Genomic DNA, 19,140 nt, shown 5'->3' on the forward strand with positions numbered 1-19,140 from the left:
GAGGTAGATTGAAAGTGTGTATACGCTTTCAAAGAATCATAAAAAATTTAGAGATATGAATTTGACATTAAAAATATGGAGACAGAAAAACGCCAACGATAAAGGATCAATGGTGGATTATCAGATCAGTGATGTCTCACCAGATATGTCTTTCCTTGAAATGCTTGACGTTTTAAATGAAGACCTAATTACAAAAGATGAAGAGCCTGTAGCATTTGACCACGATTGTCGTGAAGGTATTTGTGGAATGTGTTCTTTACATATCAATGGAGAACCACACGGTCCAGATAAAGGAATCACGACTTGTCAATTGCACATGCGTAGTTTTAAAAATGGAGATACAATTTATATTGAGCCATTTAGAGCTAAAGCATTTCCTATCATTAAAGATTTAGTTGTCGATAGAAGTGCGTTTGAACGTATTCAGCAATCAGGAGGATATGTTTCTGTAAATACTTCTGGAAACACACAAGATGCGAACGCTATTCCAGTTCCTAAAGAGGATGCTGATATGGCTTTTGATGCTGCAACTTGTATTGGATGTGGAGCATGTGTAGCGGCGTGTAAAAACAGTTCTGCAATGCTATTTACATCTGCAAAAGTTTCACAATTTGCTTTGTTGCCACAAGGTAAGGTGGAAGCGAAGAAACGTGTACAAGATATGGTTGCACAAATGGATGCCGAAGGTTTCGGAAACTGTTCGAATACTGGAGCATGTGAAGCAGAGTGCCCTAAAGGAATTTCTTTAGAAAACATCGCGCGTTTAAACCGTGAGTTAATCAAAGCAAAAACTGCTGTTAAGCACTAGAAGCAAGACAGAATGTTATATTGAAAGTGGAGGTCGAAAGGCTTCCACTTTTTTTATGGTGTGTCGTTGTAGGGGCGGTTTGTGTAAGGACGGTTTGCAAATCGTCCCTACTACACAACCTTCGGAATCAAAATATAAAACACTGTACCTTCTCCTTCTTCTGATTCAAACCAGATTTGGCCATTGTGATTGGTGATAATTTGTTTCACCATTGCCAATCCTAGTCCCGAACCTGTTGTTTTGGTAGTGAAGTTTGGAGAGAACATCTTTTCTTTAATTTCATCAGATATTCCTGTTCCATTATCTTTAACAGCAATAATGTAGTTTTGATCTTCTTGGGTTACAGAAATAGTAATGTGGGTTTCATCATTTTCTATACCTGCTTGTATAGCGTTTTTGATAAGGTTATTGAAAACTCGTAAAATCAAATCTTTGTCGGCAAAAACAACAATTTCCTCATTTTCATTTAGCGCCAAGTCAATTTGTACATCTTTGGAAGAGTAGAGATCTACAATGTTATTTAACATCGGAACCAAGTTCAAACGCTCCTCATTTGCTTTGGGCATCTTAGCAAAGTTAGAGAACTCGTTGGCGATTTTACTTAAGGCATCAATTTGTTCGACCAAGGAATTTACAATACGTTGAATTTTTTCTTTGGCGTTCGGGTCATTAACATCAAAAGCACGTTGGAAATGTTGTACACTTAATTTCATTGGTGTTAAAGGATTCTTGATTTCATGTGCCACTTGTTTGGCCATTTCCCTCCATGCAGTTTCACGTTCGCTTTGTGCCAACTGCATTGCTTTTAATTCTAACTCAACTAACTTATTGTTGTAATCTTTGACCAGCGCACCAATTTCATCATCACCTTCATAGGCAATGGGCTTATTCTCTTTTCCAAATTCTACTTTGCTAAAGCTTTGCTGTATGAGTCTTAAAGGCGCTGTAATCCATCCTGAAACAATAATGGCTAGCAACACAGTAACCACTAGTAGAAGTACAGCAATATTGATGACGGCAACGATGAACTCATTCATTTGGCGTTCGAAAGTGTTTTGTTTTGAGAAATGCTGTAGATTAATGTACCCCAACAATTGACCTTCATGGTTTTTATACGGCAAATAAGCAGAAAGGAAGGAAAGCTCTCCGAACTTCTCTAGGTGTATATATTCGCTGCGTTGATTATAATTCATTGCGTAAAAGGCACGGCTGTTCATTTGTGGAGTACTGATGCCTTTGTCGTATAGTTTGGTTTGGGAAGTGGCAAATAAATCTCCATTTGTAGAATAAAAATTAATGTCAGTAACAAATACATTGGAGAATTTCTTCAACAAATAGTTCATGTAATCTCTATGTTCAGACGGAATAAGTTTTTCTTTATTTCCAATCTTCTGTTCTATTTCTGTTTCTACTGAATATATCTTTTCTTTTAAATTGTCGTTAGTGTATACATTGTATTGACGTGTAACGTTTTGAATGGCAACAATAGCAAACAATACAAAAGCACCGACCACCATTCCAATTAAAACAATCTGAACTTTTAAAGAGAGCTGTAGAGATTTTAGTGGGAATATTGATGACCAGTTAAAGAAGAATAATGCCAATAAAGAGAATATCCCAAAGAACAACACCAAGTATGAAAAAGTACTCAGTTGCTCAATAAATCGTTTTTCAGGTTTAGAAATCACAACTGATTGGCCATCCTCTTGATGATAAACCAAATGGTTGATATTGTTAAGGGTAATAAATCCTGATTTTTCTCCAGCTTTGTTATTGAAAAAATCTATGGTTGTAGGATAATTATATCCACCAAAGCGCATAACTAATTTGCCATTAGAATAACGGGCAATAGAATAATCCTCAAGATTTTGTAAAGCATATGACTTTTCATTCATCAATAACCTGGGGAAGCCAATTTGTTCTGGAATCTTTTTTGATTTGAAAAGAATAAAGAAATCTAGCTGTGTTGAATCTGCCCTTAGTATTTTTCTATGTCCGATGTAACTTAATTGATCAAAATAATCAGTTACGAAGTATAGATTCTCAGCAATAGAGGAAGGGGCAGAATGATGTTCTACTAAATGCACAAGATCTTCTTTGGTTTTCGATTGATTACTGATATAATCCAATAAGGCAGTTCCATCGGCTTGAAAAAAGAAAAAGCTCATTTCATAACGTTCCCAAAATTCACCAAAACAACAATTTTCAATTTGTAATGATAAGTTTGGCGCGGTGAAATCATTTTCTCCTCCAATCAATTGATGAAACTCAGGATTATTAACAAGTTTTTCTATCGTAGCAGCATATTCAATTTCCATGGTAGGATCTTGATCTGTTATCAACTGATTAGCATAAAGTTCTCTTTTTTGATGTTCGTTGGATTCGTTGTTTTCAAAAAGAATAATTGCACCGTAAAAACCAATAACAATTACAATTGCAATGTGGTATTTTAAAGAATTAAGATTGAGTTTTTTTGAGGCCAAATAAAAGAACAAAGCGTTTAGTAAAACAGGCCATAGTGAATTGAAAATATTGTTCTGAAGGTAAACCAATTCAATGGTAGCAAACAAAACCCCACTTACAAACCAAATCAATGCTAAATAATTTAAAGGAATAGTGGATTGAATAAGCTTTAAACTCAACTGTCGAATTAAAAGATAGTAGGACAAGAAAAGTGAAGATATGATGACCAGTGCAATGATTGAATAAAGAGATAGGGAGAATACCTCATCAATAACCAATGAAATGGAACTGTTTACGATCAGAGATTCGAATAAATGACTGATAAAAATGGAGTAAAGTAATAATGCTAGGTAGCAAAAGACCAAAAGGATAGAGCTGTACTTTTTCTGTGGGTTTATACGGTGAAAAAAATACAAAAACCACCAAATCACAATAAAAACAATTATTAAGCTTAGGATTAAACTTCCTAAACTCGGAATTAAACTGCTGTTTGCGTATAGAATAGGGTCGTATATTTCGAATTCATTAAACAGTTTTATCCATGCAAATCGAATAGAATAATACCTAAACGCCAGCAGAAGCAATGGAAAGAGCAACACCAACCAACTTTTTCTTTTTGCAATGGGCTTAATAATTAAAGTTAAAGAAATAAGTAAACTAAGGAATCCAAAGGCATAAAGACTGAAAATGATCAATTGCTGATATTTTCCGATTGACTTTTCGTTGAGAATCGATAAGTAGAATAGTGTTTCATTCTCTAACGATATAATTGGAATACTGTTTTCGACTTGTTCCCAATGGATTTCAACATCGTTGGTAGTCTGGAAATGATTGGTTATGGTGTTTTGTAAAGCATTGTTTTGATAAAAGAAATCGTGTTTTATTTTACTGCTTACTATGACGTGAAGGTCATGAACGTTAAAAATGTCAACCAGGTAATATCCATTTGAAAACCGACCTACAAAATGGGTGAAACTGCCCAAGAAGTCATTTTTTATATTGATTTGATTAGAATTCCAATAAACAAGAGAATCGCTTTTATATATATGTACTGAAAAATCATTTTCTTGTAGTTCTTTCATTGCCCATAATTCGTCTATAGAATTATTTTTCACGACTTTTGAGACTACATTCTTGAATACGCCTTGTCTTTTTTCTAAAGCTGTAAAGTCTTTTTGGAACCGTTCCTGTTCATGTTCAACATTCGTATTATAGAAAACCGTATAGGCAATCCACGAAAGGATTATACTTAAAAAAGCTACAATTAGCCAACGGAGTTTGTTTGAAACGGACTTCATTACAAACAAATCTAATTATTTTCAGGGATTTTAGTCAACTTTTTCTTGAGGAAGCAATTCTTCAAGAACATTTGTTAATCGGACAAAATCATTTTCTGATCGGCTGTCGTTGTGGTAGATAAAATCAGACTTGGTTTCGTGTGGTGCAAGGAAGGCATTATAACACGGAATTACATGGTTCTCCCACTGGTAAAGAATGTCAGCACGTGAATAACCTCTAGACTCTTGGTCGCGGTAAATTCTTCTGTCTAATTGAATCGCTGGGTCAACATCAACAAAAATGCTAAAGTCTAAGAGTTGACGGACTTTTTCGTATTCAAACACAAATAAACCTTCAACAATAAGTAATTCAGATGGCTCAATAGTGATTAATACATTTCTGTTGTTTCCAGCATTGAATTGATATTCAAAAACTTCAATACTTTTCCCGTTGATTAAACGTGTAAGGTCTTTTAGTAGTCTTTCCTTGTCTAATGCGGTAGGAAGGTCAAAGTTAACCTTACCGTTTTGATCGACTTGTTGCTCTTCAATAGGCTTATAGTAATTGTCCATTGAGAACACAGAAGGTTTAAGATAGCTGTACTTTTCAGCCAATCGGTTCAACAATGTTGTTTTTCCAGAACCACTTCCTCCACAAATCCCAATAACCATAATTTCTATTGCTTAAAAATAACTTTATTGCCATCCTTAATGTTTTTCAAATCGAAAAAGTAAGGAAGACCTTCTTTAAAGTGCACAAAATTAGCAGATTTATTTTCTACTTTGAAAGAACTTGGGTTTTTTTGAAGGATTTCGAAGTTAAGCGTTTCAGAAGCGACCTTTTCAAGTTTGTTATCAGTCAATTCATAAGCGATTGAATTATCGTTTATATTGCTGACAATTACTGCCTTATCTCTAAAAGGAATGATGGCCAACGAAGCTTTATATTTTCTTGAAGCTTCAGCAACATTTTCACATTTATTGAGTAAAACGTACTTTCCATTATCATCTCTTCCGTAAATTTTCAAACACCTGTCTTTTGCATCATTGACCGCATAAAAATATTTTCCACCCATATATATACCTTTCCCTTCTGCAATAACGGTGGATTTATTTTCTTTCTCTATGTAGTGACTTCCATGAAGACTGACCTCTTGAATTGTAGAAAGAATAGGCGAGAAATCTGGAATTATCATTGTGTTTCTACTGATGGGCTCAGCCTTTGGCGAAAAAGGATAAAATCTAGCGTTCTGCTTCTTATCAGAATATTCATACCTCGAAAAGCAAATGGTGTTTTCGTCAGCACCAGCAAAAACAAGTGGACCTTCCTTGCCTTCTTTCATGAGTGTCATGTCAGAAGCCGGACCTTGATAATGATAAACCCTGTTGTTGTGGTGTGTAATTGTAACAAAAAAGTTTTCAATTATTCCTTTGTCTTTAACAGGTAATTGAAAGTAAAAAACAAGTGCTTTTGGAGTGTTAACAATCTCCTTTAGTTCCAAGTCATTAGGAGTGGTGTAGCGATAGCTTCGAATAACTTTGAGCAGATCAAATTTTGTTGGAACAATACTACCGCTTTGATTTACTTGATTGTAACGAATATGGTTGTTTACCGGTTTTAGATCATCTACAAAGTAGAGATAGTCCGACATCCCTGAAACAATTAAGCTTGTATTATTACTTTTCGGATAAACCGATCTGTTCCATGAAACTTCTCCTTGGTGATTCAATAAGTTGAAATTAATCTCATCTGTTCTTCCTGTAGGATCATTCCCTAACAACAAAGTACCTTTCCCAGGCCATTCAATAATCTGGTTAAAAGGAAACTTACCTTCAGTAACCTCTATTTGTCCAAAGGAAATAAAGGAAATGAAAAAGACAATTTGAATAAAAAAGATTTGCTTCATCGTTTGATAATTATGGTATAAGTTTTAAAAATAATGATTCTAGCTTTAAAGCGAGGTGTTCGATGAGAATATTTAGAATATAAAGTTGGTGTTTTAAATTACACTTATGATAATTTCATGGTGATCAGACAAATACTTTTTAATTTTTTGCGTAAATTGCCTGATAGATTATCGCTAAATAATATACTATAAAAAATTAATGATGAAAAGATTAGTACTAACCTTCTCATTTTTTGCTGTTTGTGCACTTATTTTTGGACAGCAAGGAGATGGAGGGACGCCAACAGGGTTGGATTATTTTACAAAAACAGGAACAGAAGTACCAAGGTACAATTTTGCCCAACCTGATGTTGAGAAATTAAGGGCAGAAGATGAAGTTAACGATGCGCTTAAAAATGGACCTTGGAGATTCGGATTTAACTACTCTACAGCTTTAGATATTTATAATGCTGGAAGTTGGACAACAAAACCAAATGGAGACCAGGTATGGTTGATGGAAGTTTCTTCAGATCGCGCAAAAACAATTAATTTAACATTCTCAAACACTGCAATACCAGAAGGAAATGAGTTGTATGTTTATAACCCAGAACAAACTTTTATTCTTGGAAAGTTTACTCAAAACCATATCTATAAAGGCGAGTTAGGAGCAGAGTTAGTTCCAGGAAACACCGTAATTGTTGAGTATTTTGTACCTGCTAAAAACACCAACAACCTTGGCCATGTAGAGGTTTCTAGAGTAACTCACGGTTATAGAACTGCAGAAGAATTTCAAGAAAAAGCTTTAGGCTCTTCGGGAAGTTGTAATATGAATGTGAATTGTCCTGATGGTGCAGCTTACATGAACCAAAGAAACAGTGTAGTTATGCTCGTTTCAGGAAGTTCAGGTTTTTGTACTGGGGCACTCATTAATAATACTCAATTTGATGGAACACCATATGTGTTGACGGCTAATCATTGCGGAAGTAACGTTACCAATTGGATTTTTAGGTTCAACTGGCAATCGGATAACTGTAACAATCCACCAAGTTCTCCTCCGTTTGAATCTCTTTCAGGTGCTGTACAACGTGCCAGTAGACAACCTTCTGATTTTTCATTAGTGGAAATAACAGGAGGGTTAACAGGCGGAGCAATTCCACAATCTCACAATCCTTACTTTGCGGGATGGAATAACGGAAATGCCGCACCAAGTTCTACAATTGGTATTCACCACCCTAGTGGAGATATAAAAAAGATTTCCTTTGATGATGATCCAGCAGTTGCTGTTCAAGCAATGGGTTCTTCAGAAGCAAATAGTTCTTGGTCTGTAGAATGGGATAGAAATACTACAACTGAAGGAGGTTCTTCAGGTTCGCCTTTGTTTAACCAAGATGGGTTGATTATCGGTCAACTTTGGGGAGGAAATGCCGGATGTGTTGGAACTTCATCTTCAGGTCAAGATTTTTACGGTAGACTTTATAACTCTTGGGAGCCTTCTGGAAGTTCAAACAGTGGTCAATTAAAATATTGGTTAGATCCAACTAATTCAGGTTCGGTATCTATTGGAGGTTACGACCCTTATAATTCACCAACAGATTATAACGCTTCTGTTCAAACCATTTCAGGACAAGAAGGGAAAGAGTGTTTGTCGTCATTTACACCAAGTGTTGATATCCTCAATAAAGGAGTTCAAACCATTACTTCAATGTCAATTAAGTACACTTATAACGGAACTTCTCAAAATATAAATTGGACAGGAAATATAGCATCTTATGTAACCGAAACGATTACCTTGCCTATATTTAATCAAATCGGTGGAAATAATGCCATAGAAGTAGAGGTGCTGAGTGTTAATGGTCAGACAGATCAGGATATTGTAGACAACATTCGTTCAATTAATTTTTATGCAGCACCTCAAGGTGTGGAAGTAGCACTCGACTTTTACTTGGGTTGTTACGCCGCTGAGGTTTCTTGGGAAATTAGAAATGACAATAGCGATGTGATTTACAGTGGAAGTGGTTATGGGCCAAATTCCAATTCAAGCAACTTAGTGTCAGAAACAATGTGTTTCACCAATGGTTGCTATGAATTGATACTAATGGATGCTTATGGTGATGGAGTTGAAGGAGCGGCCTATAATTCTTGTGACTATTCAGGAAGTATGACCTTGACACAAACAATGAACAATCAGGTCTTAGCGGAATTGTTAGAAGCTGATGCTAACTTTGGATCGTCAATAACATACAACTTCTGTATTACAACAGCATCTTTATCTGTAAATGAATTAGAAAACAAAATCAATGTTTATCCTAATCCATCAAAAGGAATCTTGAATATTACAATGGATTTCGAAGGTGATAAAACTGTGACACTAACTAGTCTTACAGGACAAGTAATTGGAGCATATCAAGTGAAAGGAAATCAATTGAAAATTGATGAATCAGATCTTGCATCCGGCCTCTATATGTTAACAATTTCGAATGAAAACAATAGTGTAACACGTAAAATCATTGTTGAGTAATGAAAGGTGTTTACTTTAGATAAACAACGAATTTTTTAAATTATAATTTCAAAATAGACTGTTCAATAGTGAGCAGTCTATTTTTTTGTTTTGTAACTTTGATCTATGGCAGGAATATACATTCATATCCCTTTTTGTAAACAGAAGTGTTCCTATTGTGATTTTCATTTTAGTACAACATTCAGTGCATATCGCAGTAAAATGATTGATGCGTTGGTACGAGAAATAGAAACCCGAATTGGGTATCTAAAAAATCAAACTATTGAGACCTTATATTTTGGTGGTGGAACCCCTTCTTTATTGACCAGCGAAGAGTTGAAAACCCTTGTTGATGCAGTTGATAAGAACTATAAATTAGCACCTCAAATAGAGTTTACATTGGAGGCTAATCCAGACGATATCACCGATGCTCAATTGTTGACTTGGAAAGCAATCGGAGTGAATAGACTGAGCATAGGCCTACAGTCCTTTCTACAAGAAGATTTAGATTGGATGAATCGTGCACACACAGCAGAGGAATCTACAAATGCTGTAAAAATGGCAAAGTCGCACGGTTTTTCTTTAACAGTTGATTTAATTTATGGTTTGCCTAACCGAACGATTTCAGATTGGGAAAGTAATATCGATCAACTGGTGGCTTTAGGCCCCGATCATATTTCGGCCTATTGTTTAACCATAGAGAAACGTACGGCTTTGTATCAATTGGTTCAAAAAGGAGAACTTCCTGAAGTAGGTGAGGATGATCAATCGGATCAATTTGAAATTTTGGTAAAGAAATTAAACGCTTCGGGCTACCAACAATATGAAATTTCAAACTTTGCAAAAGAAGAGAATTACTCAAAACACAATTCAAATTATTGGAAAGGTGTAGATTATATTGGAATAGGTCCTTCTGCACATTCTTTTGATAGAGAAAGCCGCAGATGGAATGTTGCAAGTAATCCTGTTTATATCAAAGGTGTATTGTCTAATAACAGTTATTTCGAAGAGGAAATTCTAACACCAAAAGACAGGTTTAACGAATTGCTTTTAACTGGGTTAAGAACCAAATGGGGAGTCGACTTAGAAGACCTTTCTTTTAAACATTGTCCGACTAAATATTTTAATGAGCAATTAATAGCCTTTATCAATGATGATTTAATCTTTAAATCTGAAGGTAAGATATTTCTAACAGAGAAAGGAAAACTACAAGCCGATCACATTGCTGCAATGTTATTTATTGATTAATGAATACATGCAGTGTGCATTTGCATTCCATTAGCGCATTAAGCTAAAGTTTCCATGGTGTATCTCTCCAATACTCCGATGATTAACATATTCGATTCTCCAAAGATAAACACCGTCTGGTGACACTTGTCCACGGACCCTTCCATTCCATCCTTCTTTTGGATTGTTTGTTTTGAATATCACTTCTCCCCAACGATTGTAAATAGTGAATTCATACTCTGTAACATCCATGACAACAGGTTTGAAAATATCGTTGAATTTATTTCCATCTGGAGTAAATGCATTTGGAACATAAAGCGTTGTATAAGGCTCGACAAAAATCACTCTTGTGGCGGTATCTTTACACCCATGTTCATTGGTAACCACTTGGTACGGATAATGATTCCCTCCTTCTAAATAATGGAAAGTCAGATTGCGTTCAGTAGTGTCGACTGTTGGAGTTAATTGATAAAAATGTTCATCGCTATCGATACTTTGGTCTGTAAAAGTAATCTCGGTTTCAAAAACGTTGGTATGTGCAGGAGTAACAGTAAAATCAGCAACTGGAGAAGAAAAGACCTCTACTAAGTCCGGTTTGGTCATTGATAAGGCAGCTATACAGCCAACATCAGTTGATATGGATAAAGTAACGTCGTAGACTCCAGGGGTTTCATAAACATGAGTTGGATTTTGTTCGTTTGATGTATTACCATCACCAAAATCCCATAAATGAACCATTGTCGCATCTGCCGTGCTGCTATCAATAAACTGTACTTTTTTTGGAGCACAAAATAAACCAGGTTCTAAATCGAAGTTAATTATAGGAGGACTATGCACTTCTATTGTGTCGGTGTATTCATCTATACAATCATTCCATTGAACTGTATAGGTGACAGGATAAGAGCCCGGAGAATCAAAAACAACCCCATTAACATCTTCTGTTGTTACATTGTTTTGGTTTGCATTATCTCCAAACACCCAATTAAATGTAGATCCACTTTGATAATCACCTTCTCCCATGAAGTTAAAGGAGTTGTTGGTCACACATTGGGGGTCTTGAGGATCAAAGAACACGTTCAAATTTGAATACACATTGAAGATTTCAACTGAAGTATCTGCACAAGATGTATTGGGATTAACAATCATGGTAACAGTATAACTTCCTTCACTAGGGAAAGTATAAGTTGGATAATAAAATTCACTTGTAGCATCTGGGTCAGAAGGGACTCCAAAGTCCCAATAAAATGTGCTACCGCCAACACTATTGTTTTCGAAGTTTATTGTGAGTCCATCGCATAAGCTATTATAAGAGTACATGTCTTCTTGGGGAACAATTTCTGCGGTAACATTTACAATACAATCGAAAACAGTAAATAAAAAGTCACGACTTGTACTTCCAATAAGTACTCCATTTCTATATTCTTTAGCAACTATGCCGACTACAAATTTTCCCAGTAAACTAGGGTCGGCAATAAGTTCACCCGTATTTGGATCAATGGACGTAGGACCTAAAGCTCCAAAAGGTTGGTTCGGGCCGAAGCCAAGCTCCCAATTAATGTTGTCATAGGGTGGGAAGTTGGTTGGTACCGGCATAGGGTCGCCAGGAGACCCACCATTAAACGGTGTGTTGAATTCGTATACGAGTTGATCTCCATCTGGATCTGTTGCAGAATGATCAAAATATAAGGTTTCGTTATTACAAAGTAAAAGTGGAGGGTAGTTGTCAAAACGAGGACTGCTATTGCACACCACCCCACTATTTGTTCCAGGTATTGTTGTAGTAATTGTTAAACCCAAGCCTCCAGGGTTTAGTAGGTTTAAGATATCTGCTCCCCTACAACATCTTTCATAAGCTAAGATATATCCTTCAGGTAAGGGTGGAAGAGTAATTACTCTAGTATAAATTGCCTCCTGAACACAAATGTCTGTTGGTGCAGATACACATGGGTTGCTAAAAGTAACCGGTACAAAATCAATTTGTGGTTGAGTTATACCTTTGGTATCCACCCTTTCGTTGTTTAGCCTGTTAAAAATGCCTAAGATAATTTGATTATCAAACTCAGCTCCGTCACTATTACAATCCCGATAAACTTTTACAGTAATTTTATATTGGTCATTTCCTAAACAATCATAATACATCTCACCTCCAACTATATGAGAAGCCAAAAGCTGAAGCGGAAGAATGAGTATTAACAATATGGTTAGTAGCCTTATCATAAATCAAAAATACATAAAATGGTGTATTTGACCTAGTTTCATTTTTGAATAAATATATGGGTCTATTTTTTATTTATAGATAAACTGTATTGATTACACGAGATTGCAACGATTTTTTGGGAGTCTTAATGGCAGGAAGGTTAATCTTTGTAGATTCAGCTGAATATTAATAATTATAGTGTATTTGAGGTATGATGTAACCCAACAGAATACTGTTGAAAACTAAACGAATGGATAGAATAAACAGGTATTTCTTTACTAAATTTGTGGAGTATGCAAAAATCGTATAAGCCGTTTCATATTGTACTGTTCATTTTGGGCTGTCTCCTTATTTTGGGGCTCGTTTCATATGCAGTGCCTTCTGGGAAGAAGGATATCCTTGGATATGAATTTCGATTTTTGTCACAACACAAGTTGCTCAAAACAGAAACGCGTCAAGAAGTTAATGTAGATTCACTTTTCGCAGACATTGACACTTCAATAGTAGAAGATATCGATCTTTCTGACTCAATTGATGAACCCAAAGGGAAGATTAAAAACTATAAAGTAACGACAGAAGATCTGCTGGCTTTTTCTGAAGGAGGTAAAGAAAAGTTTAGACTTTTTTTCAATAAACTAAAGGCTATCGGTTCCCATAAAATAAGAATATTACATTATGGTGATTCTCAGATAGAAGGAGATAGGGTGACTTCTTTTTTAAGACAAAGGCTACAAACCCAATTTGGTGGATATGGCCCAGGATTTATTCCTGCAGTTAATGTTTACAATACCGTAACCTACACTCAAACCTATTCAGAAAACTTTCAGCGTTTCACCAATTTCGGTGGTCAGTCCTTATCCACGAAAAGATATGGGATTATGAACTCAGTAGGTCGTTTCACACCTGAGTACAGTGATTCAATCAACCTAGATAGTTTGGAGATAGTTAGTGCTTGGATGGAGGTTGAGCCTGGACCTTATGGTTATAGTAGGGCTAAAACCTACAAAAATATCATTGTACATTATAGTGATGCATTTACAGCTTGTGAAATTAGAGTATGGAAAAACGGAGAATTGGTCAAAACAGATTCTTTAATAGCAGATGGGAAATACCATAAGTTCAACTATGCTTTACCAGATTCACCAGGTAAAATTAAGATTGAATACTCTTCAAAAATAAGTCCGAATATATTGGGCTATTCTTTAGAAGGTAATGGAGGATTACAAGTAGACAATATTGCAATGCGTGGTTCAAGTGGAACTTTTTTTGGTAAAATTGATCAAGGTTTAGCAAAAAGAATTTACGATGAACAAAATGTAGAATTGTTCATTATGCAGTTTGGAGGGAACGCTGTTCCATACTTGAAAGATACGGCAGCAGTCGAAAGAGCCAGTAGGTATTTTAAAGGTCAACTGAATGTCATCAAACGACTAAGACCAAACGCTATGATCATTGTGATTGGCCCAAGTGATATGTCAACACTTATTGAAGAAGAATTTCGGACTTATCCATTATTGCCATTGTTTGTAGACCAGCTTCGTAAGGTAACCAAAGAGATTGATGGTGCATATTTTGATATGTATTCTGCCATGGGTGGAGAAGATGCAATGGCTGCTTGGGTAGAAAAAGGATTAGCAGGTCAAGATCATATACATTTCACCCCAAAAGGAGCAAGCATAGCTGCGCAGAAATTCTATGATGCCTTTATGACCACTTACAATAAACTAACGACAGTCAATGATTCAGATGAAGAGTAAAGTAAGCACGACAATTTTAATGTTCATTTTGATGTTCAATCTCTATGGGCAATCAACAACGGAAAGCATAAAGGACACTTTGTCCCTTCAAGTTCACGATTCTATTCAGGAAACACTTTTAAGCAGAACAAGTGATTCTTTAAATGGTTACCTCAATGAGCCTTTATTCGGAATTATTGATACTTCGGTGCAAAGTCAGTATCCATTTATTCACTTCGATCGAAATCACTATCAATTCTACACCAAGGAGAGTCCTCAGTTTGAACATTTGTTTTTTAAACTTCAACAAATGGTCAAAACAAAAAAGGGAAAATTAAACTTTTATCATATCGGTGGTTCGCATCTTCAGGCCGATATTTATTCTAACGATATGCGACAATACCTACAACGATATTGGGAAGGTTTGCCAGGAGAAAGAGGGTGGGTTTTTCCTTTTAAAATGGCCAGGACGAATAACCCTTGGAACTATGGTTTTACCTCAAGCAACGAATGGGAAGGATATCGTTCTGTAATTCATCGACCAGATTCAATTGAATATGGATTGTTGGGCGTTGCAATAGCCTCTTCAGATTCATTGATTAATTTGTCGTTTAATTATAAAGGAGCGAATGAAAACTCACCAATAGACCACATCAGGGTGTACCACAACAAAGGTGAATTTCCATATAAAATCACTTATGATTCGGTGAAAAACCCTGTTATTCGACAATTTACTAACGAACGACTCGGAATTACAGAGACCTACTTTAAAAAAGCTTTTACATCTTTCGATGTTCGATTTACAAAGATAGGTGACTCTACAGTTTCTGATTCTGTGCGTAATGCACCTCTTCAAATTTATGGTTTTGAGTTGAAAAATAACGAGCCAGGTATTGCATATACTTCCATTGGAGTAAATGGTGCAGGGTTATATACCTATAGAGACAATGAAAATTTTACAGAACAATTATCTCAATCTCCACCAGACTTTTTTGTTTTTTCTGTGGGGACCAATGATGGTAATGTTCCTTATGATCGTTTTAAGCCTGAGGAGTTTGAAGCTAATTTAGAAGGTTTAATGAAAAAGGTTTTGAGGGCTAATCCTAACTGTGCAATATTGTTAACTGTGCCAAATGACTCCTATTACAGACGCAGGTATTTAAACAAGAATATTGATAGAGAACGTACTGTGATGATGAGGTTAGCCAAGAAATATCAAATTCCAGTTTGGGACCTTTATGGAGTAATGGGAGAATTAGGTTCTTCTAAAACTTGGCAGTTGAATAAATTGATGAAAAGTGATTTGGTGCACTTTACAGTTGATGGATACCATTTAAAAGGTGATTTGTTCTTTGAAGCCTTTCTGAAATGGGTAGAGCAAATGGAAAACAAACCCCGAACAACGATTTTAAAACGAAATTAGATGCAACGCCTACTGGATGTTTTTTCTTTGGAACCTGTTGACTTTACCTTTTCAAGGTTAGATTTCTGGTTGTTCTTTTTGGTGGTGATGATTTTCTTTTCATTGCTACATAAAAATAAACTCGTACGTAGTATTTATTTGACTGCTGTGAGTTTGTTCTTTTATTATAAAACTTCTGGACTTTCTGTTTTTATTCTTGTTTTCACCTTGGCTACCAATTATAGTTTAGGCCATCTTATCGTCAGTCGAACAAAGCAAATCTCTCGAACAGCTTTGCTAACAGCAGGTGTTGTGTTGAATGTGCTGGTCTTGTCTTATTTCAAGTATGCCTATTTCTTTACGACTTCCTTCAATGAGTTTTTCCATACCAACTATGAAGTCTTTAATTTGATTTCGTATTTCCAAAATGGGTTTAGTTCTTATGGCCCAAACAATGTTTTTGACCGACTATTGCTTCCTGCAGGAGTTTCTTTCTTCACCTTTAGTTCTATCGGTTATATCGTAGATGTTTATCGGAAAGATGTGCCACCGATAAAAAATGTCTTTCATTATTCATTCTTTATCTCCTTTTTTCCGCACTTGATTTTAGGCCCCATTGTTAGAGCAAAGGAATTTGTTCCTCAAATCAACAAGCCTTATACTTTGACCAAACACGAGTTTGGGTGGGCGATCTTTCAAATACTAAAAGGAATTTTTAAGAAACTTGTTTTAGCAGATTACATTGCTGTACATTTTATCGATAAGATTGTAGATTCACCAGAAGCTTATCCAGGCTTTGTTAGTTTGGTGGCTATTTTTGCTTATTCATTACAAATTTATGGTGACTTCTCTGGGTATACAGACATGGCAGTTGGAGTTGCACGATTAATGGGTTTCAAGTTGATGAAAAACTTTGATTCGCCTTATAAGTCACTTAATACCGCTGAGTTTTGGAGAAGATGGCATGTTTCTCTTGGAACATGGTGGAAAAATTATCTTTACATTCCTTTAGGCGGAAATAGAACGGGTGGCTTTGCTTCGATTACTACTATTACAATAATTTTTATTTTCCTTTTCTTTTTCACCAAATGGTTCTGGTTGTTGTATGTACTTCTCGCATTCATCACGATTTATTTTACAATCATTTGGTTATTTCCCAAGGCAAAAAAAATTATTTATCGTGATATGAATCTTATGATTACGATGGTAGTTGGAGGACTTTGGCATAACCCGAATCAAAATTATTTAATTTGGGGAGCGCTCAATGGACTGGGATTGGTTTTTTATAATCATTGGAAAAAAATATCTCCTTATGAGAATTCTAATCATTGGATGGTTAGGGTTTGGAAAATATTCTCCACCTTCACCTTTATGACGATTGCAAGGATATGGTTTAGAGTTGAGGGAAAATCAGAACCTTTCGATTACTTTAATCATATGGTGACAAAATTTGAATGGAGCACATCGTCTTTTATTTTAATGTGTAGTACCTTTTCTATACCGCTGATTATTCTTGTTTTGGGACTGGTGTTGCATTGGCTACCTGATAGAAATGAAACCTGGTTAGAAAACAAATTTTCTAAAACTCCTTTTGCGATTCAGATGGTAGCCAGCTGTGTTTTTGTGATAGGTGTATATCAGCTCGTTGCGGATACTTCTAAACACTTTGTTTACTTTTATTTTTAAAACAAAATAAGCTTGTATTTGTTTACAAAGGGAAATGAAACGGAGAATGGTATTTAAATTCGTAACCATATTCCTTGATTAATTTTTCGCATTCAATGGTTTTGTAAGGTTGAGCTTTATCATTAAAGACAGGAGGTGTAACTTTTAATTGCTTTGCAGCGAAAGTGTAATATTCTTCTTTCGTTGGGTGTTGTTGTGAAGAAGCATTGAATACTTCACCCCAGATGTTGTTTTTAATTATATGGTTTATAATTCCCATGCAGTCTTCTAAGTGGATTAGATTTACGGGTGTTTGTCCGCCATTAATTTCTCGTCCCGACATATATTTTGCAGGATTTCTTTCCTTCCCCACTAAGCCAGCCATGCGAATTATTGTTAGTCTTTCTTTTGCAAACTCTGATAATTTTCTTTCAGCATTGATGATAAAGGCAGAGTTTCTTCTTGTTATTTCTAATTCTGAATTTTCATTGACTTCTGTATTATTGTTTGCATAAACTGAAGTTGAACTTATGAAGATGATTTTAGCGTCGCGCTTAACATTTTGAGCAATATGCAACATAAACTTCGCATAGTTTTCTTTCAAACCAGAAGGTGGGATGTTTAATAGTAGAACATCAATTTTGTTGAGCCATTTTAAATCTTTCTCTTCCTGTTTGTGGTCCAATAAATGCGCACTAATACCTATGGATTCTAATTTTTCTATCTTTTCTTTGGTAGTTGTACTCCCAATTACAGTTTTTTCTTCTTTTATCCAATCTTGGCCTATAGATTCCCCTAACCAACCACAGCCAATAACACCGTATGTCTTTTCTCTACTCATTATTTTTATTTATATGTTTCTAAAGATAAAAAAAGGTGTGGACGAATCCACACCTTTCACATAAACGATATGCAATTACACTTGCTCCCGTTTAGAAGCAAGAGCTTCTTTAATTTTATCTTCAAGTTCTATCATCATCTCTTCGTTGTCTGCGATGATCTGTTTTACAGCATCACGACCTTGTCCAAGACGTGTTTCTCCATAAGAGAACCAAGAACCACTTTTCTTTACAATGTCTAAGTCTACACCTAGGTCAAGAATTTCACCCACCTTAGAAATTCCTTCTCCATACATAATGTCGAATTCAGCTTTTCTAAATGGTGGAGCGACTTTGTTCTTCACTATTTTAACCTTAGTACGGTTTCCGATTACTTCGTCACCATCTTTAATTTGACTCGAACGACGGATGTCAACACGTACTGAAGAATAGAATTTCAAAGCGTTACCACCAGTAGTTGTTTCAGGGTTACCGAACATTACACCAATCTTATCACGCAATTGGTTAATAAAAATACAGCATGTACCTGTTTTATGAATAGAACCTGTTAGTTTACGCAATGCTTTCGACATTAATCGTGCTTGCAGTCCCATCTGGCTATCGCCCATTTCTCCTTCAATTTCAGCTTTTGGGGTAAGCGCAGCTACTGAATCGACAATTAAGATATCGATAGCTCCCGATCGAATTAGGTTATCTGCAATTTCTAATGCTTGCTCTCCATTGTCTGGTTGAGATATAATGAGGTCATCAGTGTTTACACCAAGTTTTCTTGCGTAGAACTGGTCAAAAGCATGCTCTGCATCAATAAATGCAGCGATACCTCCGTTTTTTTGAGCCTCTGCAATGGCATGAATTGCCAATGTAGTTTTACCTGATGATTCAGGACCATAGATTTCTATTACACGTCCTTTAGGATATCCTCCTACGCCTAATGCAATATCTAATGTTACTGATCCAGAAGGGATAACTTCTACATCTTCAACGGCTCCATCGCCTAATTTCATTACTGAACCTTTCCCGTAGGTCTTGTCCATTTTGTCCATAGTAAGTTGAAGCGCTTTAAGCTTATCTTCATTTACTTTTGCTTTTTCTTTTACTTTTTTTGTTTCTGCCATATCGTTTATTTTTAGCAAATTTAGGTTA

General features: G+C 35.7%; 12 protein-coding genes. 6 read left to right on the forward strand and 6 right to left on the reverse strand.

The annotated features are described in order from the left end of the window. The first annotated feature begins 55 nt into the window (after positions 1-55). The gene (locus ACN0U3_RS02160; protein WP_417264964.1) at positions 56-808 is read left to right on the forward strand and encodes a succinate dehydrogenase/fumarate reductase iron-sulfur subunit; all 753 of its coding nucleotides are present in this window, start codon (positions 56-58) and stop codon (positions 806-808) included. A gap of 110 nt (positions 809-918) precedes the next feature. Here ACN0U3_RS02160 and ACN0U3_RS02165 read toward each other — a convergent pair whose 3' ends face one another. The 3 genes from ACN0U3_RS02165 to ACN0U3_RS02175 are packed head-to-tail and all read right to left on the reverse strand — an operon-like array spanning position 919 to position 6,455. Continuing rightward, positions 919-4,569, reverse strand: coding sequence for an ATP-binding protein (locus ACN0U3_RS02165; RefSeq protein WP_417264965.1), 3,651 nt, complete (start codon positions 4,567-4,569; stop codon positions 919-921). Positions 4,570-4,599: 30 nt separating this feature from the next. Next, complete coding sequence (locus tag ACN0U3_RS02170) at positions 4,600-5,220, reverse strand: uridine kinase family protein (RefSeq protein ID WP_299202174.1); 621 nt, start codon at positions 5,218-5,220, stop codon at positions 4,600-4,602. Between the two features lie 5 nt (positions 5,221-5,225). Beyond that, positions 5,226-6,455, reverse strand: a complete 1,230-nt coding sequence (locus ACN0U3_RS02175; protein ID WP_299202170.1) for a hypothetical protein — start codon at positions 6,453-6,455, stop codon at positions 5,226-5,228. Between the two features lie 202 nt (positions 6,456-6,657). On the opposite strand from ACN0U3_RS02175, the gene ACN0U3_RS02180 reads away from it, so the two are divergent. Beyond that, entirely contained in the window at positions 6,658-8,952 is a 2,295-nt protein-coding gene (locus ACN0U3_RS02180) for a T9SS type A sorting domain-containing protein (protein WP_417264966.1), read from the forward strand. A 105-nt stretch (positions 8,953-9,057) separates the two neighbouring features. After that, positions 9,058-10,179: a radical SAM family heme chaperone HemW gene (gene hemW, locus ACN0U3_RS02185; protein ID WP_417264967.1), complete on the forward strand. Its 1,122-nt coding sequence runs from the start codon at positions 9,058-9,060 to the stop codon at positions 10,177-10,179. Positions 10,180-10,209: 30 nt separating this feature from the next. On the opposite strand, the gene ACN0U3_RS02190 is transcribed toward hemW, so the two are convergent. Continuing rightward, the gene (locus ACN0U3_RS02190; protein ID WP_417264968.1) at positions 10,210-12,375 is read right to left on the reverse strand and encodes a PKD domain-containing protein; all 2,166 of its coding nucleotides are present in this window, start codon (positions 12,373-12,375) and stop codon (positions 10,210-10,212) included. Positions 12,376-12,774: 399 nt separating this feature from the next. On the opposite strand from ACN0U3_RS02190, the gene ACN0U3_RS02195 reads away from it, so the two are divergent. The 3 genes from ACN0U3_RS02195 to ACN0U3_RS02205 are packed head-to-tail and all read left to right on the forward strand — an operon-like array spanning position 12,775 to position 17,179. Then, entirely contained in the window at positions 12,775-14,112 is a 1,338-nt protein-coding gene (locus tag ACN0U3_RS02195; protein ID WP_417264969.1) for a hypothetical protein, read from the forward strand. Next, entirely contained in the window at positions 14,102-15,514 is a 1,413-nt protein-coding gene (locus ACN0U3_RS02200; RefSeq protein ID WP_417264970.1) for a GDSL-type esterase/lipase family protein, read from the forward strand. The genes ACN0U3_RS02195 and ACN0U3_RS02200 overlap by 11 nt, the downstream gene beginning before the upstream one ends. Beyond that, entirely contained in the window at positions 15,515-17,179 is a 1,665-nt protein-coding gene (locus ACN0U3_RS02205) for an MBOAT family O-acyltransferase (RefSeq protein ID WP_417264971.1), read from the forward strand. Between the two features lie 22 nt (positions 17,180-17,201). Here ACN0U3_RS02205 and ACN0U3_RS02210 read toward each other — a convergent pair whose 3' ends face one another. Continuing rightward, complete coding sequence (locus ACN0U3_RS02210) at positions 17,202-17,999, reverse strand: hypothetical protein (protein WP_417264972.1); 798 nt, start codon at positions 17,997-17,999, stop codon at positions 17,202-17,204. 75 nt (positions 18,000-18,074) lie between these two features. Next, positions 18,075-19,112 carry a recombinase RecA gene (recA, locus tag ACN0U3_RS02215; protein ID WP_299202147.1) on the reverse strand — a complete coding sequence of 346 codons (1,038 nt, stop codon included), beginning with the start codon at positions 19,110-19,112 and terminating at the stop codon, positions 18,075-18,077. Positions 19,113-19,140 lie beyond the last annotated feature (28 nt).

Source organism: Brumimicrobium sp., from assembly GCF_048268645.1.
GTDB lineage: Bacteria > Bacteroidota > Bacteroidia > Flavobacteriales_D > Crocinitomicaceae > Brumimicrobium > Brumimicrobium ulvae.

Excerpts from the sequence above, each read along its gene's own strand:
- ACN0U3_RS02160 (WP_417264964.1), top strand. The coding sequence starts at position 56 with ATGAATTTGACATTAAAAATATGGAGACAGAAAAACGCCAACGATAAA.
- ACN0U3_RS02165 (WP_417264965.1), bottom strand. The coding sequence starts at position 4,569 with ATGAAGTCCGTTTCAAACAAACTCCGTTGGCTAATTGTAGCTTTTTTA.
- ACN0U3_RS02170 (WP_299202174.1), bottom strand. The coding sequence starts at position 5,220 with ATGGTTATTGGGATTTGTGGAGGAAGTGGTTCTGGAAAAACAACATTG.
- ACN0U3_RS02175 (WP_299202170.1), bottom strand. The coding sequence starts at position 6,455 with ATGAAGCAAATCTTTTTTATTCAAATTGTCTTTTTCATTTCCTTTATT.
- ACN0U3_RS02180 (WP_417264966.1), top strand. The coding sequence starts at position 6,658 with ATGAAAAGATTAGTACTAACCTTCTCATTTTTTGCTGTTTGTGCACTT.
- hemW (WP_417264967.1), top strand. The coding sequence starts at position 9,058 with ATGGCAGGAATATACATTCATATCCCTTTTTGTAAACAGAAGTGTTCC.
- ACN0U3_RS02190 (WP_417264968.1), bottom strand. The coding sequence starts at position 12,375 with ATGATAAGGCTACTAACCATATTGTTAATACTCATTCTTCCGCTTCAG.
- ACN0U3_RS02200 (WP_417264970.1), top strand. The coding sequence starts at position 14,102 with ATGAAGAGTAAAGTAAGCACGACAATTTTAATGTTCATTTTGATGTTC.
- ACN0U3_RS02205 (WP_417264971.1), top strand. The coding sequence starts at position 15,515 with ATGCAACGCCTACTGGATGTTTTTTCTTTGGAACCTGTTGACTTTACC.
- ACN0U3_RS02210 (WP_417264972.1), bottom strand. The coding sequence starts at position 17,999 with ATGAGTAGAGAAAAGACATACGGTGTTATTGGCTGTGGTTGGTTAGGG.
- recA (WP_299202147.1), bottom strand. The coding sequence starts at position 19,112 with ATGGCAGAAACAAAAAAAGTAAAAGAAAAAGCAAAAGTAAATGAAGAT.